The organism is Ligilactobacillus salitolerans (genome assembly GCF_003864415.1).
In the GTDB taxonomy this organism is placed as follows: domain Bacteria; phylum Bacillota; class Bacilli; order Lactobacillales; family Lactobacillaceae; genus Ligilactobacillus; species Ligilactobacillus salitolerans.
In genome coordinates this window covers 37,416-63,674 of the sequence record NZ_BFFP01000001.1, presented here as the reverse complement: position 1 = coordinate 63,674, position 26,259 = coordinate 37,416, and the positions used below count along the sequence as shown (strand labels likewise).

General features: G+C 43.6%; 27 protein-coding genes and 2 pseudogenes. 11 read left to right on the top strand and 18 right to left on the bottom strand.

Going from position 1 to position 26,259, the window contains the following annotated elements:
* Positions 1-18: 18 nt before the first annotated feature.
* From LFYK43_RS12455 to map, 3 genes are all read right to left on the bottom strand, one after another.
* On the bottom strand, positions 19-231 hold the full coding sequence (locus tag LFYK43_RS12455) for a hypothetical protein (protein WP_158609161.1): 213 nt from the start codon (positions 229-231) through the stop codon (positions 19-21).
* Positions 232-615: 384 nt separating this feature from the next.
* The gene (locus LFYK43_RS00350) at positions 616-1,329 is read right to left on the bottom strand and encodes a GntR family transcriptional regulator (protein WP_124974293.1); all 714 of its coding nucleotides are present in this window, start codon (positions 1,327-1,329) and stop codon (positions 616-618) included.
* 27 nt (positions 1,330-1,356) lie between these two features.
* The gene (gene map / locus LFYK43_RS00345) at positions 1,357-2,154 is read right to left on the bottom strand and encodes a type I methionyl aminopeptidase (RefSeq protein ID WP_124974291.1); all 798 of its coding nucleotides are present in this window, start codon (positions 2,152-2,154) and stop codon (positions 1,357-1,359) included.
* A gap of 629 nt (positions 2,155-2,783) precedes the next feature.
* Here map and LFYK43_RS00340 point away from each other — a divergent pair.
* Complete coding sequence (locus LFYK43_RS00340) at positions 2,784-4,424, top strand: peptide ABC transporter substrate-binding protein (protein WP_229717823.1); 1,641 nt, start codon at positions 2,784-2,786, stop codon at positions 4,422-4,424.
* Positions 4,425-4,469: 45 nt separating this feature from the next.
* Here LFYK43_RS00340 and LFYK43_RS00335 read toward each other — a convergent pair whose 3' ends face one another.
* On the bottom strand, positions 4,470-4,928 hold the full coding sequence (locus LFYK43_RS00335; RefSeq protein WP_124974289.1) for a GNAT family N-acetyltransferase: 459 nt from the start codon (positions 4,926-4,928) through the stop codon (positions 4,470-4,472).
* A gap of 236 nt (positions 4,929-5,164) precedes the next feature.
* Here LFYK43_RS00335 and LFYK43_RS00330 point away from each other — a divergent pair, with 236 nt between their 5' ends.
* A complete protein-coding gene (locus LFYK43_RS00330; RefSeq protein ID WP_124974287.1) occupies positions 5,165-5,779 on the top strand; it encodes a DedA family protein in 615 nt (204 codons plus the stop codon).
* Positions 5,780-5,831: 52 nt separating this feature from the next.
* Here LFYK43_RS00330 and LFYK43_RS00325 read toward each other — a convergent pair whose 3' ends face one another.
* Together LFYK43_RS00325 and LFYK43_RS00320 are read right to left on the bottom strand one after the other, a co-directional pair.
* On the bottom strand, positions 5,832-6,575 hold the full coding sequence (locus LFYK43_RS00325) for a DUF4811 domain-containing protein (protein WP_124974285.1): 744 nt from the start codon (positions 6,573-6,575) through the stop codon (positions 5,832-5,834).
* Complete coding sequence (locus tag LFYK43_RS00320) at positions 6,572-8,017, bottom strand: MDR family MFS transporter (protein ID WP_124974445.1); 1,446 nt, start codon at positions 8,015-8,017, stop codon at positions 6,572-6,574. Before LFYK43_RS00320 ends, LFYK43_RS00325 begins: the two co-directional genes overlap by 4 nt.
* Before the next feature lie 347 nt (positions 8,018-8,364).
* Here LFYK43_RS00320 and LFYK43_RS00315 point away from each other — a divergent pair, with 347 nt between their 5' ends.
* Complete coding sequence (locus LFYK43_RS00315; protein WP_124974283.1) at positions 8,365-8,811, top strand: MerR family transcriptional regulator; 447 nt, start codon at positions 8,365-8,367, stop codon at positions 8,809-8,811.
* Between the two features lie 83 nt (positions 8,812-8,894).
* On the opposite strand, the gene LFYK43_RS00310 is transcribed toward LFYK43_RS00315, so the two are convergent.
* Positions 8,895-9,725: a LysR family transcriptional regulator gene (locus LFYK43_RS00310; protein WP_124974281.1), complete on the bottom strand. Its 831-nt coding sequence runs from the start codon at positions 9,723-9,725 to the stop codon at positions 8,895-8,897.
* A gap of 114 nt (positions 9,726-9,839) precedes the next feature.
* On the opposite strand from LFYK43_RS00310, the gene LFYK43_RS00305 reads away from it, so the two are divergent.
* The 4 genes from LFYK43_RS00305 (at position 9,840) to LFYK43_RS00290 (ending at position 13,227) form a co-directional block, all read left to right on the top strand.
* Positions 9,840-10,826 (top strand): TDT family transporter, encoded by a 987-nt coding sequence (locus LFYK43_RS00305; protein ID WP_124974279.1) that lies wholly within the window; start codon positions 9,840-9,842, stop codon positions 10,824-10,826.
* Positions 10,827-10,971: 145 nt separating this feature from the next.
* Positions 10,972-11,466, top strand: coding sequence for a TetR/AcrR family transcriptional regulator (locus LFYK43_RS00300; RefSeq protein ID WP_124974277.1), 495 nt, complete (start codon positions 10,972-10,974; stop codon positions 11,464-11,466).
* Between the two features lie 17 nt (positions 11,467-11,483).
* The gene (locus tag LFYK43_RS00295; RefSeq protein ID WP_124974275.1) at positions 11,484-12,548 is read left to right on the top strand and encodes an ABC transporter permease; all 1,065 of its coding nucleotides are present in this window, start codon (positions 11,484-11,486) and stop codon (positions 12,546-12,548) included.
* A gap of 4 nt (positions 12,549-12,552) precedes the next feature.
* The gene (locus tag LFYK43_RS00290) at positions 12,553-13,227 is read left to right on the top strand and encodes an ABC transporter ATP-binding protein (protein WP_124974273.1); all 675 of its coding nucleotides are present in this window, start codon (positions 12,553-12,555) and stop codon (positions 13,225-13,227) included.
* A 50-nt stretch (positions 13,228-13,277) separates the two neighbouring features.
* Here the strand turns inward: LFYK43_RS00290 and LFYK43_RS00285 are convergent, their stop codons facing one another.
* Positions 13,278-13,772: a DUF805 domain-containing protein gene (locus LFYK43_RS00285; protein ID WP_124974271.1), complete on the bottom strand. Its 495-nt coding sequence runs from the start codon at positions 13,770-13,772 to the stop codon at positions 13,278-13,280.
* A 365-nt stretch (positions 13,773-14,137) separates the two neighbouring features.
* On the opposite strand from LFYK43_RS00285, the gene yjeM reads away from it, so the two are divergent.
* Positions 14,138-15,661, top strand: a complete 1,524-nt coding sequence (gene yjeM / locus LFYK43_RS00280; RefSeq protein WP_124974269.1) for a glutamate/gamma-aminobutyrate family transporter YjeM — start codon at positions 14,138-14,140, stop codon at positions 15,659-15,661.
* 287 nt (positions 15,662-15,948) lie between these two features.
* Here yjeM and asnA read toward each other — a convergent pair whose 3' ends face one another.
* Positions 15,949-16,956 (bottom strand): aspartate--ammonia ligase, encoded by a 1,008-nt coding sequence (gene asnA, locus LFYK43_RS00275; RefSeq protein ID WP_124974267.1) that lies wholly within the window; start codon positions 16,954-16,956, stop codon positions 15,949-15,951.
* A 646-nt stretch (positions 16,957-17,602) separates the two neighbouring features.
* Between asnA and LFYK43_RS00270 the strand changes: the two are divergent.
* Positions 17,603-18,999: pseudogene (locus LFYK43_RS00270) on the top strand (FAD-binding oxidoreductase).
* 275 nt (positions 19,000-19,274) lie between these two features.
* Here the strand turns inward: LFYK43_RS00270 and LFYK43_RS12670 are convergent.
* Positions 19,275-19,382 carry a RodZ family helix-turn-helix domain-containing protein gene (locus LFYK43_RS12670; protein ID WP_174713938.1) on the bottom strand — a complete coding sequence of 36 codons (108 nt, stop codon included), beginning with the start codon at positions 19,380-19,382 and terminating at the stop codon, positions 19,275-19,277.
* A gap of 165 nt (positions 19,383-19,547) precedes the next feature.
* On the opposite strand from LFYK43_RS12670, the gene LFYK43_RS00265 reads away from it, so the two are divergent.
* Together LFYK43_RS00265 and LFYK43_RS00260 are read left to right on the top strand one after the other, a co-directional pair.
* Entirely contained in the window at positions 19,548-19,826 is a 279-nt protein-coding gene (locus LFYK43_RS00265; RefSeq protein ID WP_124974266.1) for a hypothetical protein, read from the top strand.
* Between the two features lie 212 nt (positions 19,827-20,038).
* Complete coding sequence (locus tag LFYK43_RS00260) at positions 20,039-20,302, top strand: hypothetical protein (RefSeq protein ID WP_124974264.1); 264 nt, start codon at positions 20,039-20,041, stop codon at positions 20,300-20,302.
* Between the two features lie 71 nt (positions 20,303-20,373).
* Here LFYK43_RS00260 and LFYK43_RS00255 read toward each other — a convergent pair.
* From LFYK43_RS00255 to LFYK43_RS00220, 8 genes and pseudogenes are all read right to left on the bottom strand, one after another.
* Positions 20,374-20,963, bottom strand: a pseudogene (locus LFYK43_RS00255) (site-specific integrase).
* 59 nt (positions 20,964-21,022) lie between these two features.
* Positions 21,023-21,388 (bottom strand): hypothetical protein, encoded by a 366-nt coding sequence (locus LFYK43_RS00250; RefSeq protein ID WP_124974262.1) that lies wholly within the window; start codon positions 21,386-21,388, stop codon positions 21,023-21,025.
* A 134-nt stretch (positions 21,389-21,522) separates the two neighbouring features.
* Positions 21,523-22,017 carry a cysteine hydrolase family protein gene (locus LFYK43_RS00245; protein WP_124974260.1) on the bottom strand — a complete coding sequence of 165 codons (495 nt, stop codon included), beginning with the start codon at positions 22,015-22,017 and terminating at the stop codon, positions 21,523-21,525.
* Positions 22,018-22,326: 309 nt separating this feature from the next.
* Entirely contained in the window at positions 22,327-23,451 is a 1,125-nt protein-coding gene (locus tag LFYK43_RS00240) for an AI-2E family transporter (protein ID WP_124974258.1), read from the bottom strand.
* A 92-nt stretch (positions 23,452-23,543) separates the two neighbouring features.
* On the bottom strand, positions 23,544-24,299 hold the full coding sequence (locus LFYK43_RS00235; protein WP_124974256.1) for an ABC transporter permease: 756 nt from the start codon (positions 24,297-24,299) through the stop codon (positions 23,544-23,546).
* Entirely contained in the window at positions 24,283-24,945 is a 663-nt protein-coding gene (locus LFYK43_RS00230) for an ABC transporter ATP-binding protein (RefSeq protein ID WP_124974254.1), read from the bottom strand. Before LFYK43_RS00230 ends, LFYK43_RS00235 begins: the two co-directional genes overlap by 17 nt.
* 147 nt (positions 24,946-25,092) lie before the next feature.
* Entirely contained in the window at positions 25,093-25,518 is a 426-nt protein-coding gene (locus LFYK43_RS00225) for a nucleoside 2-deoxyribosyltransferase (RefSeq protein ID WP_124974252.1), read from the bottom strand.
* Positions 25,519-25,588: 70 nt separating this feature from the next.
* Positions 25,589-26,259, bottom strand: a 671-nt coding sequence (locus LFYK43_RS00220; protein WP_268226776.1) for an FGGY-family carbohydrate kinase, incomplete at its 5' end; no start/stop codon positions are given.

Below are 26,259 nucleotides of genomic sequence, written 5' to 3'. Positions count from 1 at the left end.
GATATAGTAAGTTTCAGATCAAGAAAAAATGATAGGACTCAGCTGCAACAGCTTTTGGACCAAATAAAAAACGCCCCAGTACTGCCAAGCAGTACAAGGGGCGTTTGCACGCTGTTCCACCCAAGTTTCACGGCCGTTTAGACCGCCTTTATGCAGGTCGACGAGCATTCTCGTGAGTGCTTTTTGCCTGCTGCACAGATATAGGTGCGCAGCCTTTGTGTAACGTGCCATAAAGTTACCGGTTTTCAGCCTTGACCGGTTCTCTGTCTTTTTTTCATTTTTTTCAAATCGTATAACCATCATGTTACACGTTATGGGAGGGTCTGCGCAAGTTTTTTTACAAAAAAACAGCAAAACCCAAAAGGTTCTTGCTGTTCTTAGCTCGAGCTAACTAAATGACATGTCTCATTTGGAGAATGTAGGCATGAATGCATTGACTTTCACATACAAGTATCAGCATACTTCAGTTATTACTGAAAATCAACCGTAAAAACACGAAAAATAGTTAAATATTTTATGAAAACACCTTCATTGGTATAGAGCAATTTTGCCTTTAAATCACGCTTATAATAATATTTTGTCCCATTGGTTACTTTTAAGTGCTTGTCGTTTATTTTAAGCTAAAGAATTATTGATATGCATGTACACCGTTAACCCTTTCTGGAAATAATAGGCATTTGAGTAGTTAAAGGGGTGCTCATTTTTGATACAGTTGATTTCTTCGATCCGCAGGGTAGGTGTTCCAATCGGCTGGCCGCTTTCCTTGGATTCTGCTTCGCCCAGACTATAAACGCTGACATATTCATCGGCATTGGTCAGTTCAATGGCATAATTTTCGACGATAAAATCGAAGATCGAGCCTTCACAGATCTCCTTAGTTAAGTAAGGGACCTGTTGTTTCAGATAATAAGCATGTTCCAGACTGATCAATTCTGTGCCAGAAAAACGTAAACGACTGACGTAGTAAACAGGGTCCTCCGGTTGGCACTCTAATCGTGCAGCCACTTCAGCCCCGGCTGGAATGATTTCTAGTTCCAATACTTTGGAGGTAATGCTTCTTTTTTTACCCAGACCGCCCAAACCATTCTTACCGGCAATATTCATTAGATAGCCCTCACTATGCAGCGGCGTATTGACAAAGTAGCCGCTGCCCTGGACACGCTTGATCAGACCCTGTTCAAATAAAGCATTCATGGCGTTGCGGATCGTATTGCGGCTAGTCTGGTATTTTTCAACTAGTTCCGCTTCGCTAGGAAGTTTACTAGTATACTCGCCGCTGGCAATCTGGCGGGAAATCTCGAAGGCAACTTTTTTATATTTCAAAGGCATTTTCTCACTCCTAATGATTCAGGTTTTTTACAAAAGATACTTGTGATCACCTACTGGATCTTGTGAAGTCAGGATCTTGGGACCGTCGTTAGTGATCGCAAGAGTATGTTCAAATTGGGCTGATAAACTGCGATCAGCCGAAACATAGTATTCCCACCCAGTTTCGGGAACAGTTTTTGTATCGATCTGCCATGCTCCGCCAGCATTGACCATCGGTTCGATCGTGATCACCATCCCGGCTTTTAAGCGCAACCCGCGGTGCGGACTGCCATAGTGGTAGATATCTGGTGCTTCGTGGACAGAAGGTCCGATCCCATGACCGATCAGTTCTCGCACGTCGCCCATGTGGTGTTGGCGTTCAACGTAGTTTTCGATGGCATAACCGATATCGCCAACTCGATTACCAACTTGAGCCTGCTCGATTCCCAAGTAAAGGGCCTTGTGAGTTACCTCAAGGAGTTTATCGATCTCCGGCGTCGATTCACCGATGACATAAGTCCAGGCAGAATCGCTTTGGTAACCATGCCAATTGACACAAAAGTCGACCTTGACGACATCATGGTTCTTTAGTTTTAAGCCCTTACGCGGAGTTGCGTGAGCAACCTCATCGTTGATGCTGATACAGGTGGCGTACTTGTAGCCATCGACTCCTTTTTCTGAAGCAACGGCTCCATGAGCTTGGATATAAGAATCAACTAATTGTTCGATTTCCCAAGTGTCCATGCCGATGTGTAATTTATCTTTCAGCATTAAGTGTGCTCCTGCTAGGATCGCGCCAGAATGCTGCATTCCTTCAATTTCGCGTTGTGATTTTAATGTGATCAAAATTTGACTCCCTTAATGACTAGTATTGTATTCTATGATCGTTTAGTGTAACAAATATGCTAAGCGGTACCCAGAAAATCTTAAATCTTTTTCTCTAATTCAGATTATACGCTTAGAGGAGTGGAATTTGTTAGAATAAATTTATTTTTCTGCTGTCTGCTGGTGAATAAACTTATCCTTGTGTTGGATTATTTCCCGGGAAATATTATTTGCGCGTGATTAGTATCTAAAGTTTCAGAGCAGAAATCTCTTGCGTGAGTTGAATATACTTACATTGAGGGTATAAGCACAAATATTATCCAAATGACAAACAAAAGCAATAACCCCAAAACGGCTGCCGATAGCCGCAACATAATTTTATTTTGGTTCTTAACACCAACGCCTACCAATGCGAGTGTAATCAAAAGAAGAATTGCCAAATATTTAGTCATGAGACACCTCGTTCCCCCTATTATATTATTTTAGAGATTTTAATCCCTTTTTGACATGAGCAAAATGTCTTTGCTTGAACGAACATTGAAGTGATTGTTCTGACTGGTTATTTTAGGTTCTCTTACCTTTTGTATGTTATTATAAAAAGGAAGTGAATTGTCGAGAAAAATCATGAGAATTACTTATGGGAGGATAACATGAACAAATACTTGATGCGGTTAGGAAAAATTACTCTAACTGCAGCTGCTGTTTTGGCTTTAGCGGCTTGCGGCAAGAACAACCAGCAAAATTCAGCAGCTACGGACAAAAATGTGTTGAATTTAAGCACACCATCTGAGATCTCGATCATGGATCCGTCAAAGGCGGAAGAATCGGTGGCTTTGACACAGCTTTATCATACTGGTGAAGGATTATATCGTTTGGGTAAAAATAATAAATTGGAGAATGCTTTGGCGACAAGCTCCAAGGTCTCAAGTGATGGGCTGACATATACCTTTAAGCTGCGCAGTGATGATAAATGGTCTGATGGATCGCCGGTAACGGCTCAGGACTTCGTTTATGCTTGGCGCAGAACGGCAGACCCCAAGACTGCTGCAGGATATTCATACTTATTCGAAGGGGTCAAAAACTTCTCTGCCATTCAAAAAAAGCAGGCTCAACCAGACCAGTTGGGAGTTAAGGCAGTTGGTAAAAATCAGCTGGTAGTAACATTGGACAAACCAGTACCTTACTTCAAAGAGCTGCTGGCCTTTCCAACTTTCTTCCCGCAACAAGAAAAGTCTGTGCAAAAGTTCGGCAAGGACTATGGAACATCTAGCGCTAAGATGACGGCGAATGGTCCCTTTAAGCTGACTAAATGGAAAGGAACAAATGAAAAGTGGACCTTGGTCAAAAACCCAAACTACTGGGATCAGAAAAATGTTCATTTGAAAAAGATCAACTTGCGTGTGCTCAAAAGCCCATCGACTGGCTATGATCTATACCAGCAAAAGAAGCTGGATGTCACTACACTCGACGGTTCGCATGTTGCCAACCTGAAAAATCGCAAGGATTATCAAGTTTACACCGGCGGCTCAATGACGTACATGCATTTAAACCAGCAAAAAGTCAAAGCCTTGCAGAACCTCAAGATCCGGCGGGCTTTGTCGCAAGCAATTGATCGCAAGAAGTTAGCTGATAAAGTCTTACATGATGGCTCGACGGTTCCAAAAGGCTTTGTTTCAACGAACTTCTACCGGAATCCGAAGACCAATGCGGATTTTGCCAATGATGCCTACGTGAAAGACGGTGTCTCATATAATAAAAAGAACGCACAAAAGCTATGGACACAGGGTATGAAAGAAGTTGGTCAAAAGAAGCTGCACCTGACAGTCTTGGGTGATGATACTGATGCCAGCAAAAAAGTGACCGAGTATATTCAAAGTTCCTTAAGTGAATTGCCAGGTCTGACGGTGAGCGTCAATAACGTTCCAAAATTAAACCGGATGTCACGGGCAGACAGTGGGGACTTCGACCTGGTTGTTGCCAGCTGGGGTGCGGATTTTGCAGATCCGATCAATTTCTTGGATCTATTGACCTCCGATAGTTCCTCTAACAGCGGCAAGTGGCACAATGACCAATACGACAAGCTGATCGAGCGTTCAGGTGCTGCCGATGCCAATAACAAGCAGCAGCGTTACCAGGACCTGGTCGATGCAGAAAAGATCTTGATGCAAGAACAAGGTGTCATTCCGCTTTACCAACCGGCAACAGCCCAGTTATGGCGGACTAATATCAGCGGCTATGTTTGGAATCCGGCTGGCATGAGTCAAGGCTGGAAAGAAATTAAAGTCAAATAAGTTGAAAGCATGTGTTAGGCGACTGGCACGTGCTTTTTTCTGTCGTTAAAGAATTTTCTCAAGTCGCAACATGTCTTTTAAAAGCAGTCCGTTTTCTTTGATTTCATGGGAATAGTGGCGGGTGAAAAAATCACGGTCGACACCAGTAATACGGAAGCCAAACTTTTGGTAGAGGCGAAGCGGACCGAAACTAGTTGACCCAGTACCAACCTCCAGTGAAAGATAGTTATTTTGCCGGGCGAACGTTTCGGCAAAGGTCAGTAATTGCGTGCCGATCCCCTGATCTTGCCAGTCTTCAGCGACGGCAAGATTGACGATCTCTAAAATTCTTGGTCGAGTTGGCAGTAAAATTACTACTCCGATCAACTGGTCATCTTGAGTCGCTTGATAACAGAACGAGCGCGAAAGATATGAATCGATGACCGCTTTTTCGGGATCGGCTGTTATTAAGAGTTGGTAGTGTGTTGGTGTCGGGTGAGTAAATTGAGTGAGCGTAATTTGCATGATGAACCTCCTCGGAGTATTAAAGTCAACTTGAACTATACAGGCAGTGCAGGAGTACAGTCAATTTTGATGTTTGGATTTTAGAACCTGAGATCCTGCTCTATACTAAAATAGCTTTAAAAATTTAGATGAAAGGAACATTATTAATAAGTTAAGACTTTCTTTACCTCCTAAAAGTTGTTGCCATTACTTGCTCTTGGTATGATTGATACAAAAGCAAGAAATGGGGATATTTTTTGAACACAGAGATGATCACTAATGCGATCGATCAGTATGGTTACTTCGGCATCATGTTTTTGATTGCCTTAGAAAATGTTTTTCCGCCGATCCCTTCCGAAGTCGTTTTAGCCTTTGCCGGCTATTCGACTTTGCATACGCAGCTGACAATTGGCGGTTCAACTCTTGCTGCGACCGTGGGTGCGTATATTGGGGCGCTCATCTTATATGGTGTGGGCAGGCTCTTAAGTTCTAAGCAGCTCAAACGCTTTGCCCGCAGTAAGACCGGTCAGCTGATCCGGTTGAAAGAAGCAGATATTGATAAAACAGTCAGCTTCTTCAATCAAAAGGGCGGCTGGGCGATCTTGTTCGGCCGTTGTGTACCCGTGGTCCGGAGCCTGATCTCAATTCCAGCGGGGATGACTAAATATCCGTTGGGAAAATTTAGTCTGCTGACGATCGGCGGAACGCTGGCTTGGAACTTTCTCCTGATCAATGTTGGTCATTATGCCGGCAAGGCTTGGCGCCAGATGCTGACTGTCGTTGATGAATGGCTGTATGTGATTCTAGGTGTTGCAGTCGCAGCCGGGGTGATCATTTGGCTGGTCAGACGTCTAAAACAAAAATCGCAATAAAAAACTCAGTAAGAAACGTTGTCAAAACAAGGTTTCTTACTGAGTTTTTATTTTATTTGAGGTCAGCGACGGCCTTTTTGATCAGTTGCTGCTGGAACTGTGCGGCATATTGCTTAGCGAGGGCTGCTTGCTTAGCCTTGTCTGTTGCCAGACTTGGATCTTTCATGATAGCAGCCTTGAGCTGTTGCTGAACATATTGTTGTGCTTGAGCCTTGACCTTAGCTTGGCCAGCTTTAGTTTTCATCCCTGCCAGCTTCTTTTGTAAAGCTTTGACTTGGGTCGTAGACAGATGCAGCCAGTCTTGCGGCAGTTTAAAGGTATTGGTTCGTTTGACCAATTTATTTTGTAGTCCCGAAACACCAAACCAGAATTTATAGGTCTTAGACTTAAACTTCCAGCGCGTTTCTTTGACCGTCAAAGTTGCCGTTTTAGCATTTGTCCGCTGAATATGGTTGTTAGCAACCGTATATTCGTTGGCCTGGGTGTGACTCGGTTTCTTTTGATTCTTAGTTTCCTTGTAAATTTGCACTGTTTCCTTGCCGTTTGAGCCAACCGGTTGATAGATCATGATATTCATGTTGTTTTTGGAACTAGCCGGATAGACTTGGACGACTTTAGTCGAGGTCACTTTATGCATCCCGTAATGTTCGTGACTGTTCAAGGCCAAAAGGACCAAAGAACCAATCAAGATCACTGCTGAGATCAAAGTCCCGATCACCCGCCAGACAACGGGCTTGATATAAACGTAACAGATGAATGCTGAAAGAGCACCAATTACTAATGTAGCTAAAATCATGCAGCATCACCGCCTTTGTTGTTCAAAGCCTGCTCAGACAAATCATTGGAACTTTGATGATCCTTTAAGAAGAAGGCAAGAACGATCCCGATCACAGCGAAAATCAGTGAAAAGAGGAATGCAGCGTGATAGCCATCAAGAGTCGCAGTCAGATATTGATGCTTGTAACTTAATGGAGCAGCATGCAAGAGGTGCTTGGATGGAGCAGCATTGTCCGTAACATTAGTTAATAAGGTGATCATGATAGCAGAACCGATCGATGAAGCGACCTGGCGAACCGTGTTATTTGAAGCAGTACCATCAGCGATCAATGAGTTCGGCAATGCGTTCATACCAGAAGTTGTGACCGGCATCATAACCATTGAGATCCCAAACATCCGGATTGCATACAAGAAGACGATGTAAATCGTTGGAGTATCGATGGTCAGCCATAAGAATGGCAAGGTTGCCAGTGCTAAGATCGTCAATCCTAAGGTAGCCAAACGTTTGCCGCCCAGCATATCAAATGTTCGACCTGTAACTGGACTCATCACAGCCATGACAACGGCACCTGACAGCAGGGTCAAGCCTGAATTCAAGGCGCTCATGCCGTGGACGATCTGTAAGTAAAGCGGCAGAACTGTTTCGACCCCCAGCATGGCGATCATCACGATCGAAGATAAGATAGCAGCTAAAGTAAACTCACCGGTCTTAAAGACACGCAGTTCCAAGAATGGCTTTGGAATTACGAGTTGGCGCCAAACGAAGAGGGCTGTAACGATAGCACCGCCGATCAAAGCGACGAGAACGTTGGTTGCACCCCAACCGTCGTTACCGGCAGCGGAAAAGCCGTAAAGCAGACCGCCGAAGCCAAAGGTTGAAAGAACTAAGGACAACCAGTCGATACTTTGCTTTTTAGTTTTAATGACTGGCTGCATAAAGAACAAAGCCAGGATCAAAACGACCGCCATGATCGGGATCATCATGCCAAAGAGATCACGCCAGGTATACTGATCGATGATCCAGCCGGATAATGTCGGCCCAATAGCTGGGGCGACACCAATAACGATCCCAACCAGACCAAGGGCAGCACCACGTGACTGTGCGGGGAAAATTGAAAGCATGATCGTCTGCAGCAACGGCATTGTGATCCCAACACCTAGTGCTTGGATCAGACGGGCAGCTAGCAAGACTCCGAAACTAGGAGCAACATATGCTAAAATTGTTCCTCCTAAGAAAATTGACATGGCGCCGATATAGAGCCACTTAGTATTGATGGTGGTAGCTAAGTAAGCTGAGAGTGGGATCATGATCCCATTGACCATCAGAAAACCAGTCGTGAGCCACTGAACAGTCGCAGTCGAAATGTCGAAAGTCGACATTAACTTCGGCAAGGCTGTTGAAAGCAGTGTCTGGTTTAAAACAGTACAAAATGTACCGACAAGCAAGACGATGATCATCATGGTCTTTTTAAAGCTAGTCAGTTCGTTAGATTGTGACACGTGATATTCCTTCTTTCATTTCTCTTTCCTTTATAGACGAAGTCTCTCTTGAAGCAGCAGCCTAATTAACACTACTAGCTCGGCAGTTTTATCAAGCAAAGCTAGTACTGGTAATTAAGACCGGCTGCTGTTTTTGCTTCTCAATAATAAGGATAAGTTCCAATATAAATTATTTGCTTTTGTTTGTCAACTATTTAATATTGTTTGTTAAAAAGTTGATACGGTTACATTTTTATGGTAATAATAGAGAGGATGAAACAATGTTATAAAATTCCAGTAGAATACAAAATTAAGAATGTGAGAGGAATATGGAAGAAATTAGTAAATATGGCAAAAGGTTGCATGAGATCATTCGGCCGGATAAAATTTTATTGAGTATCAGAGATGCAGCTCGGGCTAGTGAAGTCACTGATACGCAGGTCCGTTATTGGATCAAGAGCGGCTATTTATCAACGGTTAAGGCTGACAATGGCGCTATCAAGCTGGGAATTGGGCAGATTCCGCTTATCAGGATCATCAAGGCTTTTATGGATGAAGGCTATACTTTGCCCGCCGCTGCCGAAAAAGCACAGGCTAGCCGTGAAATCGTCCATTCGTTGTCTAAATTACTGTTAAGCAGGCTTGGCAATATTGAGAAAACTGAGGATGGAACAATTTTTGATTTTGGTCCGTTAGACGAAGACCCGACCCAGCATGTGTATGGGGTCGATGCGGGTGATCAGGTTAAATTTATTGTTCAAACAGCTGAAAAATAACCACGGTTAGTTTTGCCCGCATGAAAAAGGAGTTGGCACCTTATCCAAATCTAGGATAGTGGGCCAACTCTTTTTTAGAACGATTATTTTGGAGATTGGGCACATTGGCTGAGCAGAGCGTTAATTTTTTCAGCAATGCTGCGATCCAGTTCTTTGGCAGTCAGACTATACAATGTTCTCTGAAAGTGCTGGTTGAGGCTGGTGCTGGATAATTCTGGCGGGATGATGCTTTTAGACATAATAGTTTCTCCCAAACCTTGTTGAACCAGGTCCAAAATTAATTCGTTACGGTTAATTTGCAGTTTTTTTTGAGGGACTACAGCGTACTCTTGGAAAAATTGGTTAGTATAGTGAGCAATGCCGGATCCGGGTTCTCTCACAAGCCAGATACCGGTCTTTCTTCCAACCCGAACTAGTTCATCGCTGGCGATCTTTTTTCGTGTTAACAGTTCCGGTTGGGCAGCCAGGGGCTTTTCGACCATGCCGACGTCGAGCTTTTTTTGAGCTAAAAGTGCCGCAATGTGGTCAGAATTATCCACGTTGACTTGCCAGTCGTACGTTGGCAGTGAGCTTTGAGCAAGTTGTAAGAACTTAGGGGCTAAGAGCTGGGAAACGGTCTGCGAAAAGCCGATCCGGATCAAGCGGCGGTCCGGTTCTGTAATATGGCTCAGTCTGTCTTGCGTGTGATTCCACATGTCCTGTAACTTGAGAGCTTGGTGATAGAGTAATTTACCCGCTGCAGTCGGCTGAACTTTACGGTGGTGTCCCCTAACGAAAAGAGGCCGGCCGACCTCTTTTTCCAGTTGTTGGATCTGGTTGGATACAGTTGGTTGAGTTACGAAAAGTTCCTGGGCAGCCAAAGAAAAACTTCGTGTTTCATAGACTAAGATCAAGGTTTTTAGAAATGGATGCATCAGCGCACTTCCTTTATGATAGAAAATATTTATTTAAAAGATAGAAATAATCAATTTTATTTATTCTTTTGATGAAATTATACTAAAGATAAAGCTTTTTGTGGAGGAGAGAGAATGATGCAATTTTTGAAACGAGTTCCGATGGCCCTTTGCGGCTTGATTTTGGGGCTGGAGTCCTTAGGCAACTTATTGCTAATGACGGGATTTAGTGCGGTTGGTAATTTTTTGGGGCTCATTGGTATGCTGCTCATGGCTGTGATTTTAGTTAAGGTTTGTCTATCCTTTGCCAGTGTTTACCAAGAGCTGCTGGATCCGCTGAAATCTGGTACTCTGCCGACTTTTACGATGGCCTTGATGCTGATAGCAATGTATTGGCAACGGTGGGGCTGGACTCATTTTGCACTGGCTCTCTGGCTGGCAGCAATTCTTGGTCACCTGACGATCATGGCGGCTTTTATCTGGGTAAACCTGCTGGCTAGAAAACCAGCCTTAACTGAGGTTTATCCTAGTTGGTTCGTAATGTTTGTGGGGTTAGGAGTGATCCCAGTCAGCGCTAAGCTGTTTATTCCAATGATTGGACAGATCTTTTTCTGGCTGGCCCTTGCTTTGTATCTGCTCGTTTTTCCAATTGTTTTCCTGCGGCTTTTTCGGCATTCAAAACTTCCCGCGGGAGCTTTACCGCTGTTAACGATCATTGCGGCCCCCGCATCATTGTGTCTGACAGGGTACTTGAATAGTTTCTCGAGTATCAACCAGATTTTTGCAGTCGCTTTAGGCATATTCGCACAGTCTTTGTACATTGCGACCCTGGTTTTATTAGGAAAAATTTATTTTTCTGGGCGGCATTCACTGTTTGATTTTTATCCGAGTTTTGCGGCGTTTACTTTCCCGCTAGTCATTTCAGCTACTGCTTTGACCACCCTTTTGACCCGTTTGCAAGTTAATTCAAGTCTGATTTTGCTTGCTAGGTTGGAGCTGATCGCAGCAATAATTGGTGTGACCTATGTTCTGGTCATGTATCTGAAGTTTTTGATCGGGTTAGTTAAGACGCAAGTTGGAAGTGTCCCAGACGTTGCTGCAAGAGAGAGTGAAGAAGAATAGTTTTATGAGAAGCTTGTCCAAAGCAAAAGCAGAGGGACAGGCTTTTTTTGTTGCAAAGATAAACCCAATGTGTTGACACGGTGTCACTATCATGTATAATGACCATATTGACACCGTGTCACTTTAATCCGAAAGGAGTATTCAGATGGTTTTAGCAACCTTTACTAATTTACCGCATGACAAGCAGGCTCGCATCAGGCAAGCCTTATTCACCGAATTCGAGGAGTATCCTTTGGCTGAGGCTCAAGTTGCTCGGATCGTAAAAGAGGCAGGGATCGCCCGTGGTGCTTTTTACAAATATTTTGCAGATCTGACCGACGCCTACCAGTATGCCTTTGACTTTGCATTAGCAGAGATCCATCAGAAAATGCCTGCCAAACCGACCACTGAAAATATTGATTTTTATCTGCAAAGGATCACTGCTTTTATTACCGAAACGCAGCAGGCGGGTTATCGTAAGTTTATCAAAATGTATTATCTCCACAATGAAAATTATTTAGGAAGTAAAGCAACTCAGATCGACTCAGATAAGTGGGCTTTCAAGGTCTTATACCACCAGACAGTACGAGATGTGGTCCTTGATCCGGCTGCGCTGGATGTTCGGCTGGGTCAGTTAAAGGCAGCCTTGCAGAAATTATAGGGCAGAAGGGAATTAAAATGTTTTTAGCATTAAAGGAGATCAAAAAAGAGAAATTTCGGTCAGGTTTAGTGATCGTAATGATCGTTTTGATTGGCTACTTGATTTTTATTTTGACTAGTTTAGCTTTGGGCTTAGCCCGGGAAAACACTGCCGCCATCAATTCTTGGGGCATTAATAAAGTCGCGCTCAATGTTAATTCTAACGTTGATATGCGGCAATCACTAGTGACAAAAAAACAAGCTGGACAATTGACAGATAAAGAGGCATATCTCGGAGAAACGTCTGTGGTGGCTAAAAATGCCGCTAAGAAAAAGATTTCTGCTGTTTTTGTCGGTTTGGAAGAAAAACAGTTTATCGCGCGCAACTTGAAAATCAGTCAGGGGCACAAGGTCAACGGTCCTCATGAACTGGTCGTTGATTCTTCTTTAAAGGACAAGGGCTTTAAACTTAATAGTACCCTCTACCTGAATGGCAGCACAACGCCATACAAGATCGTCGGCTTTGTTGAAAATGCCAAGCTGAATATTGCGCCGGTATTTTACGGCCAGCTTGACACCTGGAAAGCACTGCGCGGCATCGGCACACAAGGGGCAGGGCCGACAGCAAGTGCGGTCGTTTCTAAGAATGCCAAGTACGATAATGATCAGACTGGTGTTCAAACTTATACTAAACAGCAGATCATTAATAAATTGCCAGGATACACCGCGCAAAATAGCACTTTTGTAATGATGATCGCTTTTTTGATGGTGATCTCGCTCGTGATCATTGCCGTTTTCCTCTATATTTTAACGATGCAAAAGCTGCCCAACTACGCCGTATTGCGGGCTCAAGGGATCCCGGGCAAGGTTTTAGCCGGGGCGACGATCTCGCAGTCTTTCTTGCTGGTGGTCAGCGGAGTTTTAGCAGGCGGTTTATTGACGGCTTTAACGGCCGTGCTGATGCCAGTCACAGTTCCGATGTCATTTGATGTCCCAATTTTGGTGTCTGCGGGTGTCGGATTGTTAGTGATGGGGCTTTTAGGCAGTCTGGTCTCACTCAAGAGTGTCTTGAATGTTGACCCTGTCAAGGTGATTGGAGGATAAAGCGATGAGCACAATTGCAATTAAAGATGTTGACCATTTTTACGGGACGGGTTCTGCCAAGTTCCAGGCCTTGCATGCAATTAACTTTGCGGCTGATGCTGGAACACTGAGCGTGATCAGTGGGCCATCGGGTTCTGGCAAAAGTACTTTTCTGGCTATTATGGGCGGCTTATTGACTCCGACTAGCGGGACAGTAACTGTGAATGATAAAAGGTACGATCAGATGGGACAAAAACAACGCGATGCCTTACGCTTAGATGAGATCGGCTTTGTGTTGCAGTCCTACAAGCTTCTGCCCTATTTGACAGTGGCAGACCAGTTTAAGTTTGTTAAAAAGGTGCGGCCAAAGGGCAACGTCTCACCGGCAGAAAATGATGAGATCTTAGCAACCTTAGGGATCAGCTCGCTGCTGGATAAATATCCTGGTGAACTTTCAGGCGGTCAGCAGCAGCGCGTGGCAATTGCCCGTGCCTTGTATACGAATCCGGCGATCATTTTAGCCGACGAACCGACTGCGGCTTTAGACAGTTCGCGCGTCAAAGAAGTGGGGACTTTGCTGAAAAATTTAGCAGTCAAATATAATAAAGCGGTCATCGTAGTGACTCACGACTTGCGTTTAATAGGCTTTGCCGATCATTTATACGAAATTGAAGATGGTCATTTGACACAAAAACAATAAAAAGAAGCTGCAGTATCTCTGGCTAGAAAAAGTCAGTGATGCTGCAGCTTTTATTTTGTGTGCCGTAAAAAAAGTCTGCGCCAACCCGTTGTTGTTTGAGTGACGTACTTGTTGGTCGGGGCTAAAAGGATGTAGAGCTCAAAGATCCCAAAGACTGAGATGAAAAAGTTAAGCCAGCCAAGAGAACTTGCACGTAAGACCGGAAGGAAGACGAGTGGTATTAACCAACAGCAGATCCCAAGGTCAGAGATACCTGCGTCTCTTAAGCGGCGCACGGTCAAGGCAATGGAAGGCATGCCGAGCAAGACTGCGATGCAGCCTAAAAGAACATAGAAAAGAAGCTTTTTTCCCGCAGAAGAATTAGTCAGTAAAGGCGGTCCGGCAAGGAGGACAGCAAAGGCCATAATAATGTTGAAAATCATGACATACCAATATTCGCTAACATAAGCACGACCCGAATAATTTAAGGTTTTCTTCCAGCAAGACAGCAAGGCAGTCTTGAAGGTGATGCCATCTTCGGGCTGGTCAGGACGTATTTTTGCCACAGGGGAACACTCCTTTAAAATTTTAGCTTTACCCTATCACGGAAGGGTTGATGGTTCAATGAAAACGCATTGACCTGATTTGTTGAAAGAGTTGCGTATAATGTGTTGCAATTTAATGACAACTAAATTAGTTTTGCGGCGTAATGTATTAAAATTCTCTGCTAATTGCATAAAAAATCACTTGCTTTTGAATATCTGGTCAGCAGCAGTGCTATACTTTTCCTCAGTCACAAATGAATAAAAAATCAGTATTAGGAATAAAGCTGAATAAAAAGGGCAGGTTTTACAGCAGTTCGTCGTTGAAATACTTGACCTGGAAATATTCACAGTGAATTTTGAATATACATATTTTAGGAGTGTTTATCTTGGAAAAGACAAAGAAAATCAGAACTGGCGGCTTAGTTATGATGACTTTTTCGTCGATTTTTGGTTTTGCGAATACAACTGTTGCATATTATCAGATGGGCTATGCCAGCATCTTCTGGTATATTCTTGCGGCCTTGCTCTTCTTTTTGCCGAGTTCTTTGATGTTTGCTGAATACGGCTCAGCGTTTAAGGAGGCCAAGGGCGGGATCTATTCGTGGCTGGCAGGTTCAATTGGTGAAAAAGCCGCCTTTATTGGGACGTTCATCTGGCTTTCATCTTGGATCGTCTGGCTAGTTTCGACCTCTTCTAAGGTCTGGATCCCACTGTCAGCGATGATTTTTGGACATGATGCAACCCAGACCTGGAGTTTATTTGGGTTGAATGCGACGCAGACGATTGGTTTATTAGGGATCATCTGGATCTTATTTGTCACTTATACGACTACCCACGGGATGAACTTCATTGCGAAGATATCATCCTTAGGCGGAATGTGTATTGTGATCTTAGATGCTTTGTTCTTGGTTGCTAGTCTAGTTGTCTGGATCGGTAATGGCGGGGCACTTGCCGAACCTCTGCATGGTGCCGGCAGTTTCTTTAGCTCACCTAATCCAGGCTTTGGCAGTTCGATGGCCTTGATCTCATTTGTGATCTACGCTGTCTTTGCTTATGGCGGAATGGAATCGATGGGCGGAATTATGGATGATATCGACCGGCCGGAAAAAACCTTCCCGAAGGCTTTGGTTATTTCGACGATCTTTATCACTGTTGGGTATGCCTTGATGATCTTTTTCTGGGGGATCTCTACAAACTGGAAGGCAGTTTTAAGCGGTTTTGAAGTTAATTTAGGTAACATTACTTATATTTTGATGAATAATCTTGGTGTGCAGCTGGGGAGTGCTTTGGGCCTGAGTCACGCGACTGGGATCGTTTTGGGCGGGATCATGACTCGCTTCGCTGGGATCGGAATGTTTATGGGCTATCTAGGTGCCTTCTTCGTTTTGGTTTATTCACCAATTAAATCTTTCATCTTGGGTTCGGATCCGCGTTTATGGCCAGCCAAAATAACGAAAATGAACAAGCATAACATGCCAGCTAATGCGATGTGGCTGCAGATGGGGATCGTGGCCCTCTTTATTTTCTTAGTTGCCTTTGGCGGTTCAGCAGCGCAGAAATTCTATACGATTTTGACTGACATGGCGAATGTTTCGACCACTTTCCCGTACCTCTTCTTAGTTGGAGCTTTTCCGTTCTTCAAAAAACGGACAGACTTGAATCGTCCCTATGAGATATTTACTAATTCCAAGTGGACGAACTTGATCGTAGCACTTATTTTAGTTGTTTTGGTCGGGGGGATCGGTTTTACTTGTGTTGAACCTTTAATGGAACACGATTATCAAACTGCTTTTTGGACGATCATTGGACCGGTTTTCTTTGGCCTAGTTGCCTGGGTATTTTACTTTTTTGCCGAGAAACGGATCAACGGTGAGCCAAGTTCGCTGGCGCAAAAAACACCTGTTAAATAGAAAAGATACAAAAAAAGCCGGTCAGATGACCGACTTTTTTTATGTAAAAATAATGTTAGCTCTGGGAACGTAGAGCGAATACTACACACCCAGGCGAATATCGAATCGCCTTGCGATCCTCAATGTTTTCCAGTATAACACTTTCAACGGGTGAGCGAGTTACAAAAATATTACAATTTAAATTGTATAAAACATTTTATCTGATAATTTTACCTAAATAAAGTTAGCCAAGTTGCAGAAATTGTCAACACTAGGCAAAAAACACATTTTAATAGCCCGCATTTCACTTATAGCAGGTGAATATTGTGCTGTTCACAGGAAGCGACCAGTTCTTGCGGCCAAACACTTGCTTGAACCTCGCCGACATGGACCTTGCCTAACAGCAGCATGCACAAGCGTGACTGCCCGATCCCGCCGCCGATCGTAAATGGCATTTGGTCGTGAAGGATCATTTGGTGGTAGGGGTATTTCAGGCGGTCTGTTGCACCCGCAACTTCTAGCTGTTCTTGTAATGCAGCAGCGTCGACCCTGATTCCCATACTAGAAATTTCTAAGGCACATTGGAGCGGCTCATACCAGAACAAGATATCACCATTTAACTTCCAGTCGTCATAGTCTGGTGCCCGACCGTCATGGCGTTTGCCGCTCTTTAAAGCGCCGCCGATCTGGAGCAAGAAGACAGCACCTAATTCTTTGCAGATCGCGTTTTCGCGTTCCTTGGGGGAGAGTGTTGGGTAACGGTCTTCTAATTCTTGAGTCGTAACGAAATGGATCTTCTTTGGCAGATGATAAACGGCGTCCGGGTATTTGTACCAGACCTCGTCTTCCATGTGCTTGATCACAGTAAAGATCTGTTGAACAGTAGACTCCAAGGTCGCAAGTGTCCGTTCTTCTTTAGTGATGACCTTTTCCCAATCCCATTGGTCAACGTAGATCGAATGAAAATTATCTAGGACTTCATCTTTGCGGATCGCGTTCATGTTTGTATATAAACCTTCGTGGATCCCGAAACCATAGCGTCTTAAGGCATCACGCTTCCACTTGGCTAAGGAATGAACAATTTCGATCGTCTGTCCAGGTAAAGCCTGCATAGAAAAGGAGACCGGTGTTTCGACACCGTTCAAGTTGTCATTTAAGCCAGTGGTTTGACTGACAAACATTGGTGCAGAGAGGCGAGAAAGGTGCATTTGTTTGCCGAATTCATCTTGGAAAGTTTCTCTGATATAACGGATAGCCTCTTCAGTTTTTCTAACCGACAAAGTTGGTTGATAATCTTGGGGGAAAATGGTTGACATATAAATCTTTCCTTTCACACTATAAATTTAAAACTTGTAGTTCAAATGAAGTGCTGGCCTCAAAAGTTGGAACTGTTTCACGTGAAACAATTGGGTTTGACAGAAACAAAAAAAGCCCCTCATCCCAATGAAGGGACGAAGGACTCGCGGTACCACCCAATTTAGTTTATGCCCGAGCATAAACATCTTAAACACGTACTAACATACGCTTCGGTGGTAACGGACCGACTACGTCAAAACCTACTCTGAGCAGCTCATTTGGGCATGCGGCACAAAAAGTGTTATTCAGATAGCGGCGGACTGATTGGGTTTCCACTTACTCCCAACTCCCTGGCAGTGCTCAAGATCCTACTTGTCTTTTTGATGGCCTTTGACTTTATTTATCGTAATTTTAGCACCTTAAATTATAAAATGGAAGTATTTTTTCAGCTAAATTTAATTTTAGTTAGTTGTATAAAAATAAATTTGATAGAGAGCACAACTTAATAATAAATTTTTAGTTAAATAATTTTCAAAAAGGACCTTGCATTTTTGGGGAAAAAAGATTACAGTAGTTTTATAGATAACTTACAAAAAGTAAGTTTATCCAGAGAATGAATTTAGATTATCACTAATACGAAGGTTTACAGAAAGGGAGCAATGCAGCATGGCAATTTTTTCAGCTTACAGTAACAACGAAATTTTGGATTTTTTGAAAAAAAACGCACCGCACGCTGAGATCCATCTGGACGATGAGGTCGCAGCTAAACACGCAGCCAATGGGAATGCACAAACCGAAATTGATGGGCATATTTTGGCTTATATCGCGGTGGCTGACGTAAAAGACATTCGCGGCGTGGTCAAGACAGCGACGAAGTTCCATTTACCAATTGTTCCACAAGGTGCAGACACGAGTACGGTGATCGGAGCAGATGGGATCAACGATGCCTTGATCCTCTCAACGGCTCGGATGGATCATATTAAAGAGATCAGCAAGGAAGACTCTGTCGCGGTGGTTGAACCAGGCGTGATCAATCAGACACTTGATACGGCTGCGCGGGAGCAAGGCATGTTTTATGCACCAGATCCGGCTTCCAAGCCAATGTCGTCGATCGGCGGCAACGTTTCTACTAATGCCGGCGGAATGAGCGGCGTTAAGTATGGCGCCACGAAAGATTCTGTACTGGGTTTGAAAGTGATGTTGGAGAGCGGCGAAGAAATTAGTTTAGGCGGCCGGACCTTTAAACAGGCCTTTGGCTACGACCTGACACAATTATTTGTTGGTTCTGAAGGAACCCTGGGGATCGTGACTGAGATCACGGTCAAACTTTTCCCGCAGCCGCTGGGCAAAAAAATTACAGGGATCGCATTTTCAAGGATATGGCGGCTTTGGCACGCGGTGTTGCCGACTTGCGCAATTCTGGTTTGAATCCGGCCATGCTGGAAGCCATGGATGGCAAGACAGTTTTGGCCTTGGATGAATTAGAGCATACCAGCTACAGTAAGAGCGAATCATCCTCATTGCTGCTGTTCAGCTTTGATGGTGCCAGCGAGATCGAGGAAAAAGAGGCACAAAAGATCTTGGAAAAACATGATGCTTGGGGCATTCAAGTGACAGATGATCCGGATGAAATTGCAAGCCTGATCAAATTACGGCAGGATATGCTGCCAGCTGTTTTCTCCAAGAGCAAGTACCACATCATGGAAGACATGGCGGTGCCGTTGTCTAAGTTGGCTGAAATGGCGGATTACATTACTGAAGTGGGTGAAGAGCTGGGTGTTGATATTTACACGGCCGGGCATGCCGGCGACGGCAATCTGCATCCGTCCTTGTTGTGGAATGAACAGGAAGAAGCACCGCAAGTAGTCATCGAAGCAACCCGCCGGCTCTTTCACAAGGCTTTGGATCTTGGCGGCACGATCTCTGGCGAACATGCCGTGGGGATGGCGAAAAACCAGTGGAATAACGTGGAGTTAGGCGGAACTGTCGACCGGCTGCAGCACCAGCTAAAGAATCTCTTTGACCCTATGAACATCATGAATCCGAAGAGAAAAATTAACTAGAATTTTTAATGTAACTGGCAAAGTTAGTACCAGTTAAGATTGAATTTTAGACAGCTCCAGCAAGAGTGAACGTGAATGAAATATTTTTGCGTTTGCTCTTGCTGGTTTTTTCTACGTAAAGTCAATATTAAAAATTTATATTATAGGAAAAATGGATAATGAGAGTATAAAATAGTTTGTGTAAATTGAGATTTCTAATTGAAAAGGGAACGCCTTCCCCGTATGATTAAATCGCCAAAACCAAAATACAACGGAGTGATTCCCCATGGACCAGTTTAGCCAGCAGAAATTGCTTGACGAGAAATATGTAACTGAGCGACCACCTTGTTCTGTGAAAGGGCGCAACTTTGACGTGAGTTTTTTAAGAATTCTCCTAGACTCATAAAAACACCTGCTTTCCATTTTCTAAAATCATATCATTAGAAACGTTGATTTGACGCGGGGGCAACTAATATTTGCTAGGGGGCAATCGATACTTGCTCCCTGTGTCGCCAGACAATGGGTAAAATTATAGATAAGATTTAAATATAACTTAAGGAGTGGATTTTATGTTCAAGGATGAAGTAGTAAAGAAGCAACAAAACAAGATTCTGATGGGAATAGTAACAGCCTTCATGTTTTTAAATGTGTTATTTTTTTACTCGCCGAATGTTCAAGCAGATACGGTTGAACCAATGGCAAATCAAACGGTTCAGCTTGGAGAAATAACTTCTGGTAATTTAAGAACAACTGCTTATGGGGATGGTGGTACATCAAAAGTTTGGCATATATCAGGGCGAACAGTTGGTATCTACTTAAACCCAAAGGGCTCAATTCCATATCATTAGTCAGGAACTCTCACAATCAAGTATACAAATGGCAAAAGGAGAACAATGAAGTTAGGTGGAAACAGTTTAGGAAAAACTTGGTCGAGTCAAAGAACGGTTCCTAACGTGGGAAAGCATGGACATGTTACTCTGAACGGCATAGTATATTTGTCAAACGGTAAAGCAGCAAAAATTCTCGGTCCAAATACTAATTTTTAAAGGAAAGTTTTAATATGAAAAGCAAAGTAAAAGCGTTAAAAAAAATGCTTAGTCTACCAGAAGCTAACAAAAAGTTATGGGACTTAGTTGAATCAGAAAAACAAGTAACACTTTTTGTTTACAACCTGGATTTTGCATTTGAGTGCATAAATAACTTAGCTGGATTAGGAAGTATCTTTAACGTCACTTATCCAGAAAATCTGTCTGGAGTTTCAAAAGAGGATTTTATTGAAATTTCAATAACTAATCTTCCTAAAGAAATTTTATTATGGTTATGAATTTACCTTTGGAAAGCCAATATAATTTTTTGAATTACATGATAATGTTGGTCACAGTACTTTACAAATATTTAACCAAAATCGATACTATCTAGCATCTCTTCGGTACTAACCTGATTTAATCCTAAATAAGCCAAGGTCATAACTATACTGCTGTGGTTAAGCAGGTGCATGACCAAACCGATATTGCAATTAGACTGAATGTAGACCTGATAAGCACCAGCTTTGCACATGGTATAGATTCCCTAGGTAGTCTAATATTGAGGAGATTGCCAACTTTGGCCACGATCTTATAAAACTGTTTTTTGTTAATGTGCCTGTCGAGGTGCTGCAGTGAAGAAAAGAGCTATGGCGAGACTAAATTTTCTTGCCGGAGCCAGTTTTGATAAGCTAAAAGATCCCCGGTGACTAGTTTTAAGTATAAACGGTTGGCTTTGCTGGCCTTGTGGTCGTGGAGAAACGTATTCTGGCTACATTTCCTTGCTCGTCAAAGGATCCCGCCCGAGTAAACCGGAGAATATCGCTCACACGCAACAAAGTCGTCTTGCCCACCTGAAAAATCGTGTAGTTGCGGCGGCAGGTTTTAAAATCCTCTAGATAAGCATTGTTGAACTTTAGCTAAAACATTGGAATCTTTGATAGGTGATACTTTTTGTTCCATTAAAAAATCGTTCCTTTTTCAGGGAAATTTTAGTAGTTTTTGGCTTGGGCTGCAATACACTATTCTTTTTGTTTGGTAAACAAAGCCGGTATTACATCAGTTAAGACAAGCAGCAGTGGGAAGACCATGTTGAAGATAGAAAAAGAAGAGCTCTTATCTGGGAATAGCCAAATTACTATTAGCGCCAGACAAACTGCCGATATTCGGAAAATACCGTCGAAATAACGCACAGTCGATTTCCGTTTCTTGCCTTGATAAGGAGATTTCTTACCCAGCAAAAAAGTATCGCAGACAAAAGCAGCAAATAACAGTAAAAACCCTAGGATCACCAACCAAGAATTTTTGGCATAAGCTAATACAAACCAAGCAGCGACCAAAGGTACATTGATCAGCAGACGGATCCCAGCATATTTCCAGTCAACCATAAGCCCACCTCAATTCTTAGGAATACGGCCAGTGTAACGTAATTTAAATCTGTGGGCAAATAAGCATTGGTTTGATGACAGAAAATAGCCCACCTCAAATTAACGAGTTGGGCTATTTGTGACAAGTAATCAAATTATTGTTTTTCCAAAGTTAAATACTGATGGTCCCAGATCCCCTGGAAGAAGTCGATCGTTTCTTTAGCCGTCATAAAGTCATTGTCATAGGTGGAAGACAAGCCTTCCTGCATGCTGAGCTGATAGTGACGGTCAAAGGCTGCTTTGGTGGTGGCATCGATGCAATACTCAGTTTGTGCGCCGCAGATCTCAATTTCTGTCGCGTCTAAATCTGTCAGCAGTTCTTGGAGGTTAGTTTTATAAAACGAATCTGGGTGGGTCTTCTGAACTACTGGGTCGCCTTCCTGAAAGTCCAGTTCAGGGACGAGTTCCCATTCTTTTGTGCCCGCGACTAGTCCGGGGTCATTGTGCTGGACAAAAATAATTGGCAGTTTTTTGTCCCGATATTCTTTGATCCGCGCGTTAACCCCTGTGATCAGGTTATCAAAATTGTAAATCGTGCCGTCTTCATGGCAGACACCGTTTTGCAGATCAATTACAAGTAATACTTTCATTAATTTTACCCTCTCTTTCGCAAAGCGATTTTCGACTGTTTTTTGGCTGATCAGATAGCGGTAAATCACAGAGGAGCTTGTGTGCTAAGTCTAAGTATTAAGAGCAAGATAGAGAAATTCATTCAGAACGGCAAGAGCTAAACCGTGCAAATGACTGCCTTGGGCAAAGAAGTGGGTTTTGTTTGCCAAGTTAACGGTAAGCGCTAACTAATCCTGACTATAATTATATACCCTAGATAAGATGCCCCCTAGTGAAGTGCTTTTCCGAGGGATCAGGAGAGCACTGAGCAATATTATTCCTAAAAAACATTAGTCTTTAATCGTTTTGCCTTCCTTGCGCCAAGTAGCGTTGCGGATCAAGCGGTAGGCAGTCGCCGCGATCGGGACTCCCAGCAGCATGCCGACCACACCGCCAAGACCAGAACCAACAGTGATCGCTGTCAGAACTACGATCCCGGGCAAGCCGATGGAACCGCCGACTACGCGCGGGTAGATCAGGTTGCCTTCGATCTGCTGCAAGCAAATCAAGTAGACAACAAACAGCACCGCTTGCAGTGGGTTAGAGACTGCGATCAGTACAAAGCCAACTGTGCCGCCGATAAATGCGCCGACCATCGGGATCAACGCAGTCATTCCAATTAACGCACCAATTGAGACAGCATTTGGGAAGCGGAATACCCACATCCCCAGTGCACAAAGGGTTCCCAAGATGAATGCTTCAAGCACCTGACCAATAATGAAACTAGAAAACATTAAATTAGCTTCATGCAAAACATAACGGCAGTTGCGCATAAATTTGGCTGGCAAAAAAGCATTGCCAACACGTTCAAGTCTATTCCCGATACGTTCTTTACCGCTAACTAAGTACAGGGCGAAGATGAAAGCCAAAACAAAGTTGAAGACGCCAGAGATCAAACTGCCAAAAAGAGAGATCGAGCTTGAGAACAGCCCTGAAACTCCACTTGAGGCGTAACGCATGACTTTCTTTTGGATGCTGGTCCAGTCGATCTGTGCGTCTGAAAGCTGATTTGTCAAAAGTGCAGCTTGGTCTGACTGCTTCAGCCACTGGTTTAGTTGGTCGATCGTTTTAGGCAGGCTGGTAAAGAAGCCGTTGATCGCAGAGATAAACTGCGGCAAGATCAGCCCTAACACACCGGTGATAATTAAAATGATCAGTAAGAGCGAAATTAAGATCGCCATTGGCCGGCGGAGTGCATTGGCTGCCTTGTTCTTGGCATGCGGCCAAAAGATGTGTTCAAGGCGCATACTGAGCAGGTTGATACAGTAAGCCAGAGTACCGCCAATGATCAATGGCAGGCTGACTTGATATAAAGCAGTGAAAGCGGCAAAAAGTTGAGCTGGGTAAATTAAGCAAATTAAAAAGACAGCAACGATCAATGCGGTCCGGATCACATGTTTGCGGTTCAATTGCATGAAAACACTCCTCGTTTTATATAGAGTTGAAGCTTTTAGAACATAGTATAACTTGAAAGCGGCACTGAGACCACAATCAGGGAACAAAGCTCTTAGCGCAGTTGTTTTCTTTCATTGAAAAAAGAAGTGTATGACAAGTAGCAGGCAATGAAAGAGGCGATGCTGGTGGTAGACAAAAGCATAAAGGTCACCATAATTTGATACTTGATCGCATGGACGGGGTCGACACCAGCGAAAATCAGTCCAGACATCATGCCTGGTAAGCTGACGATGCCCACTGTTTTGGCGGAATCGATCGTTGGCTGGACTCCGATTTTAATGGTTTCCCGTAAAATCGGCAAAGAAGTATCTTTCAGATCAGCACCTAAAGCCAATCTTTCCTGAATCTGCTGTCTTTGATCACGAAAAGCCAGGTTGAGGTTTTTATAGCAGATGCCGATCGCAACCATGGCATTAGAGGCGATCATCCCGGTGATTGGGATCAACTGGGAGGGAATCATCTTGATGGTCCCAACACCGATCAAAACAGATAAGGTGACACCGGTACTGATGAAGATTGCTAAAAAAGAGGTCCTTAAGCTGTGTTCCATGCCCTGACTGCGTTTCATTGCATTGTAGCTGGCATTAAAAATAATAATTAGAACTAGGGCAAGCGTCACGATGAAATTATTGACTTTAAAGACATACTTTAACAAGTAGCCGACTAAAAATAATTGCACGATGGCGCGCAGGACGCTGATGATCAGGTCCTTATTAATTTCGAGTTTTTCTTTATAAGCGATGAACATCGTGATCAAGACCAGTGAAAAGGCCAGCAGCAGGCCCTGATTATTAACGGCTAAGTTCATGCTTTTCATCCCCCTTAATTTGTCCGTGTGCCATTGTGATCAAACGTTTAGCTTGCGTAATTTCTTGCTGATCATGGGTCACGATGATGATCGTTAGTCCTTGATGCTGCAGTCTGTTGATCAAATCGTAAATGATTTGGCGGTTATCCGCATCCAAACCAGCGGTCACTTCATCTAAAATTAGGGTTTCAGGCAGAATGATGATGTTTCTCAACAAAGCTACGCGCTGTTTTTCACCGCCAGAAAGATTCTTGATCTCGCGGTCCAGATAATTTGCGGGCAAACCAACGCTCTTTAAAGATTCCTGCGCACGATCTTCATCAAATTCCTGTTTACGAATCTGGTAGGGGAAAGCCAAATTTTCCCGGACAGTTGTCCCAAACAGCGTTGGCTGCTGCATTGCATAGGAAACTTTGCGCCGAAAGTGCACTGGTTCTTCTTGTTCGATGTTTTTGCCAGAGTAAAAAATCTCCCCTGATGTTGGTGAGAGGAGAGTGGCGATCATCTTGGCCAAGGTGCTTTTTCCGCTGCCGGATGGGCCGGAGATCGTGACAATTTCTCCTTGGTCGATAGTTAAGTTGATGTGATTCAAAATGGTTTGTCCATCAACGATATAGTTTAGATTATGTATCTCAATCTGAGACATGTTTGTCCTCCTGGATGATAAATATATTTGATAATATTAAACCAGTTATCCGCACACTGAAGAAGCTGGTGCGTGATCTAAGCTTAGCACCTGGCAGCTAATTAAAGCAATTAGTTAGCGTTTTGCAGGGGAATGTCAGAGTTCTCGTTAAGCATCTGGGTGAAGCACAGTAGGCTGCTTTAACTCTTTTTCTAAGACAAGGTCGATAAATTCATTTAAATTGCCACTGTAACGAGTTACGTTGTCTAAAAAATAAAAAGTACTAGTATTTTCAAAATCGTTAATTTGGCCGCCTTTATCAAAGATGTAGATTGGTTTTTTCAATCCTGCAGCGATGCCAAATTCGATATTAGCCCCTTTTCCCGCTGGGGAGATAAAAAGCAAGAAGTCACTCTCGGACACGCCGCGATATTCTTCCTCCCCAATCCTCGTCAGGTCGCTGAGTGTGGCTGCTCTTTGATTTTTGGTCCAGTCATAGGTTCGTTGTAAGCCATGACTTTTTAGAGTTTTCGCTAAATAATTGACTGTTTGTTTTTCCTTAAAACTAGCTGCAATATAAAATTTTTTGGGCATTGGTTATTTTCTCCCTTTGAGATATTAATTTTTTGGGCTTGGTATTAACGCAAGTTGACAGCAGCGACGCTTAGTCGTGTGCATGTTCTTTTTGAAACTGCGCGATCTTTCCATAAAGCGGGCTTAGTTGTTGTGTCAGCTGGTTATAAATAGGGATCATTTCCTGATAAACCGCATGGTTAGTTGGATCTGGCTGGTAAACATTTGTGGCGCCAACCAGCTTTGTCACAATGTTGAAGTCTTGGACCATTCCTACGGCTTTTAGACCAACCACAGCTGCACCCAGGCAAGAAGATTCAAACGCTTGGGGAATGGTGACTGGCCGGCCGAAAACATCCGCAAGTAGTTGGCACCAGAATTGAGAACGCGCAAAACCGCCAGTGGCGAGGATCGTCTGGGGCTTGCCGACCACTTCTTCAACCGCAAGCAGTACCGAATTAAGATTATAAACGATCCCTTCTAGAACCGCCCGTGCCATGTGCGTTCGGTTATGCAGCTGAGTTAAGCCAAAAAACGATCCGCGTGCGTTGGCATCCCAGAGCGGAGCACGTTCACCGCCCAAAAATGGGTGAAAAATCAGCCCCTCAGAACCAGCTGGGACCTGAGAAGCGATCTTGGTCAGCAAATCATAACTATCTTGGTGCAGTAACTCAGCGGTACTTTTTTCGGCATCAAAGAGGTTATCACGGACCCACCGGAAAACGACACCCCCGTTATTGACAGGACCGCCGACGACATAGT

Bases quoted from the DNA above. Each gene is read 5' to 3' on its own strand.
- LFYK43_RS00305 (WP_124974279.1), top strand. From the start codon at position 9,840: ATGATGCAATTTTTGAAACGAGTTCCGATGGCCCTTTGCGGCTTGATT.
- LFYK43_RS00235 (WP_124974256.1), bottom strand. From the start codon at position 24,299: ATGAACTTAGCCGTTAATAATCAGGGCCTGCTGCTGGCCTTTTCACTG.
- LFYK43_RS12670 (WP_174713938.1), bottom strand. From the start codon at position 19,382: ATGAGTCTAGGAGAATTCTTAAAAAACTCACGTCAAAGTTGCGCCCTT.
- LFYK43_RS00315 (WP_124974283.1), top strand. From the start codon at position 8,365: ATGGAAGAAATTAGTAAATATGGCAAAAGGTTGCATGAGATCATTCGG.
- LFYK43_RS00295 (WP_124974275.1), top strand. From the start codon at position 11,484: ATGTTTTTAGCATTAAAGGAGATCAAAAAAGAGAAATTTCGGTCAGGT.
- LFYK43_RS00250 (WP_124974262.1), bottom strand. From the start codon at position 21,388: ATGGTTGACTGGAAATATGCTGGGATCCGTCTGCTGATCAATGTACCT.
- LFYK43_RS00350 (WP_124974293.1), bottom strand. From the start codon at position 1,329: ATGCCTTTGAAATATAAAAAAGTTGCCTTCGAGATTTCCCGCCAGATT.
- LFYK43_RS00320 (WP_124974445.1), bottom strand. From the start codon at position 8,017: ATGATGATCATCGTCTTGCTTGTCGGTACATTTTGTACTGTTTTAAAC.
- LFYK43_RS00240 (WP_124974258.1), bottom strand. From the start codon at position 23,451: ATGCAATTGAACCGCAAACATGTGATCCGGACCGCATTGATCGTTGCT.
- asnA (WP_124974267.1), bottom strand. From the start codon at position 16,956: ATGTCAACCATTTTCCCCCAAGATTATCAACCAACTTTGTCGGTTAGA.
- LFYK43_RS00290 (WP_124974273.1), top strand. From the start codon at position 12,553: ATGAGCACAATTGCAATTAAAGATGTTGACCATTTTTACGGGACGGGT.
- LFYK43_RS00265 (WP_124974266.1), top strand. From the start codon at position 19,548: ATGTTCAAGGATGAAGTAGTAAAGAAGCAACAAAACAAGATTCTGATG.
- LFYK43_RS00230 (WP_124974254.1), bottom strand. From the start codon at position 24,945: ATGTCTCAGATTGAGATACATAATCTAAACTATATCGTTGATGGACAA.
- LFYK43_RS00300 (WP_124974277.1), top strand. From the start codon at position 10,972: ATGGTTTTAGCAACCTTTACTAATTTACCGCATGACAAGCAGGCTCGC.
- LFYK43_RS00225 (WP_124974252.1), bottom strand. From the start codon at position 25,518: ATGCCCAAAAAATTTTATATTGCAGCTAGTTTTAAGGAAAAACAAACA.
- LFYK43_RS00245 (WP_124974260.1), bottom strand. From the start codon at position 22,017: ATGAAAGTATTACTTGTAATTGATCTGCAAAACGGTGTCTGCCATGAA.
- LFYK43_RS00260 (WP_124974264.1), top strand. From the start codon at position 20,039: ATGAAAAGCAAAGTAAAAGCGTTAAAAAAAATGCTTAGTCTACCAGAA.
- LFYK43_RS12455 (WP_158609161.1), bottom strand. From the start codon at position 231: ATGGCACGTTACACAAAGGCTGCGCACCTATATCTGTGCAGCAGGCAA.
- LFYK43_RS00335 (WP_124974289.1), bottom strand. From the start codon at position 4,928: ATGCAAATTACGCTCACTCAATTTACTCACCCGACACCAACACACTAC.
- LFYK43_RS00340 (WP_229717823.1), top strand. From the start codon at position 2,784: ATGAACAAATACTTGATGCGGTTAGGAAAAATTACTCTAACTGCAGCT.
- LFYK43_RS00310 (WP_124974281.1), bottom strand. From the start codon at position 9,725: ATGCATCCATTTCTAAAAACCTTGATCTTAGTCTATGAAACACGAAGT.
- LFYK43_RS00325 (WP_124974285.1), bottom strand. From the start codon at position 6,575: ATGATTTTAGCTACATTAGTAATTGGTGCTCTTTCAGCATTCATCTGT.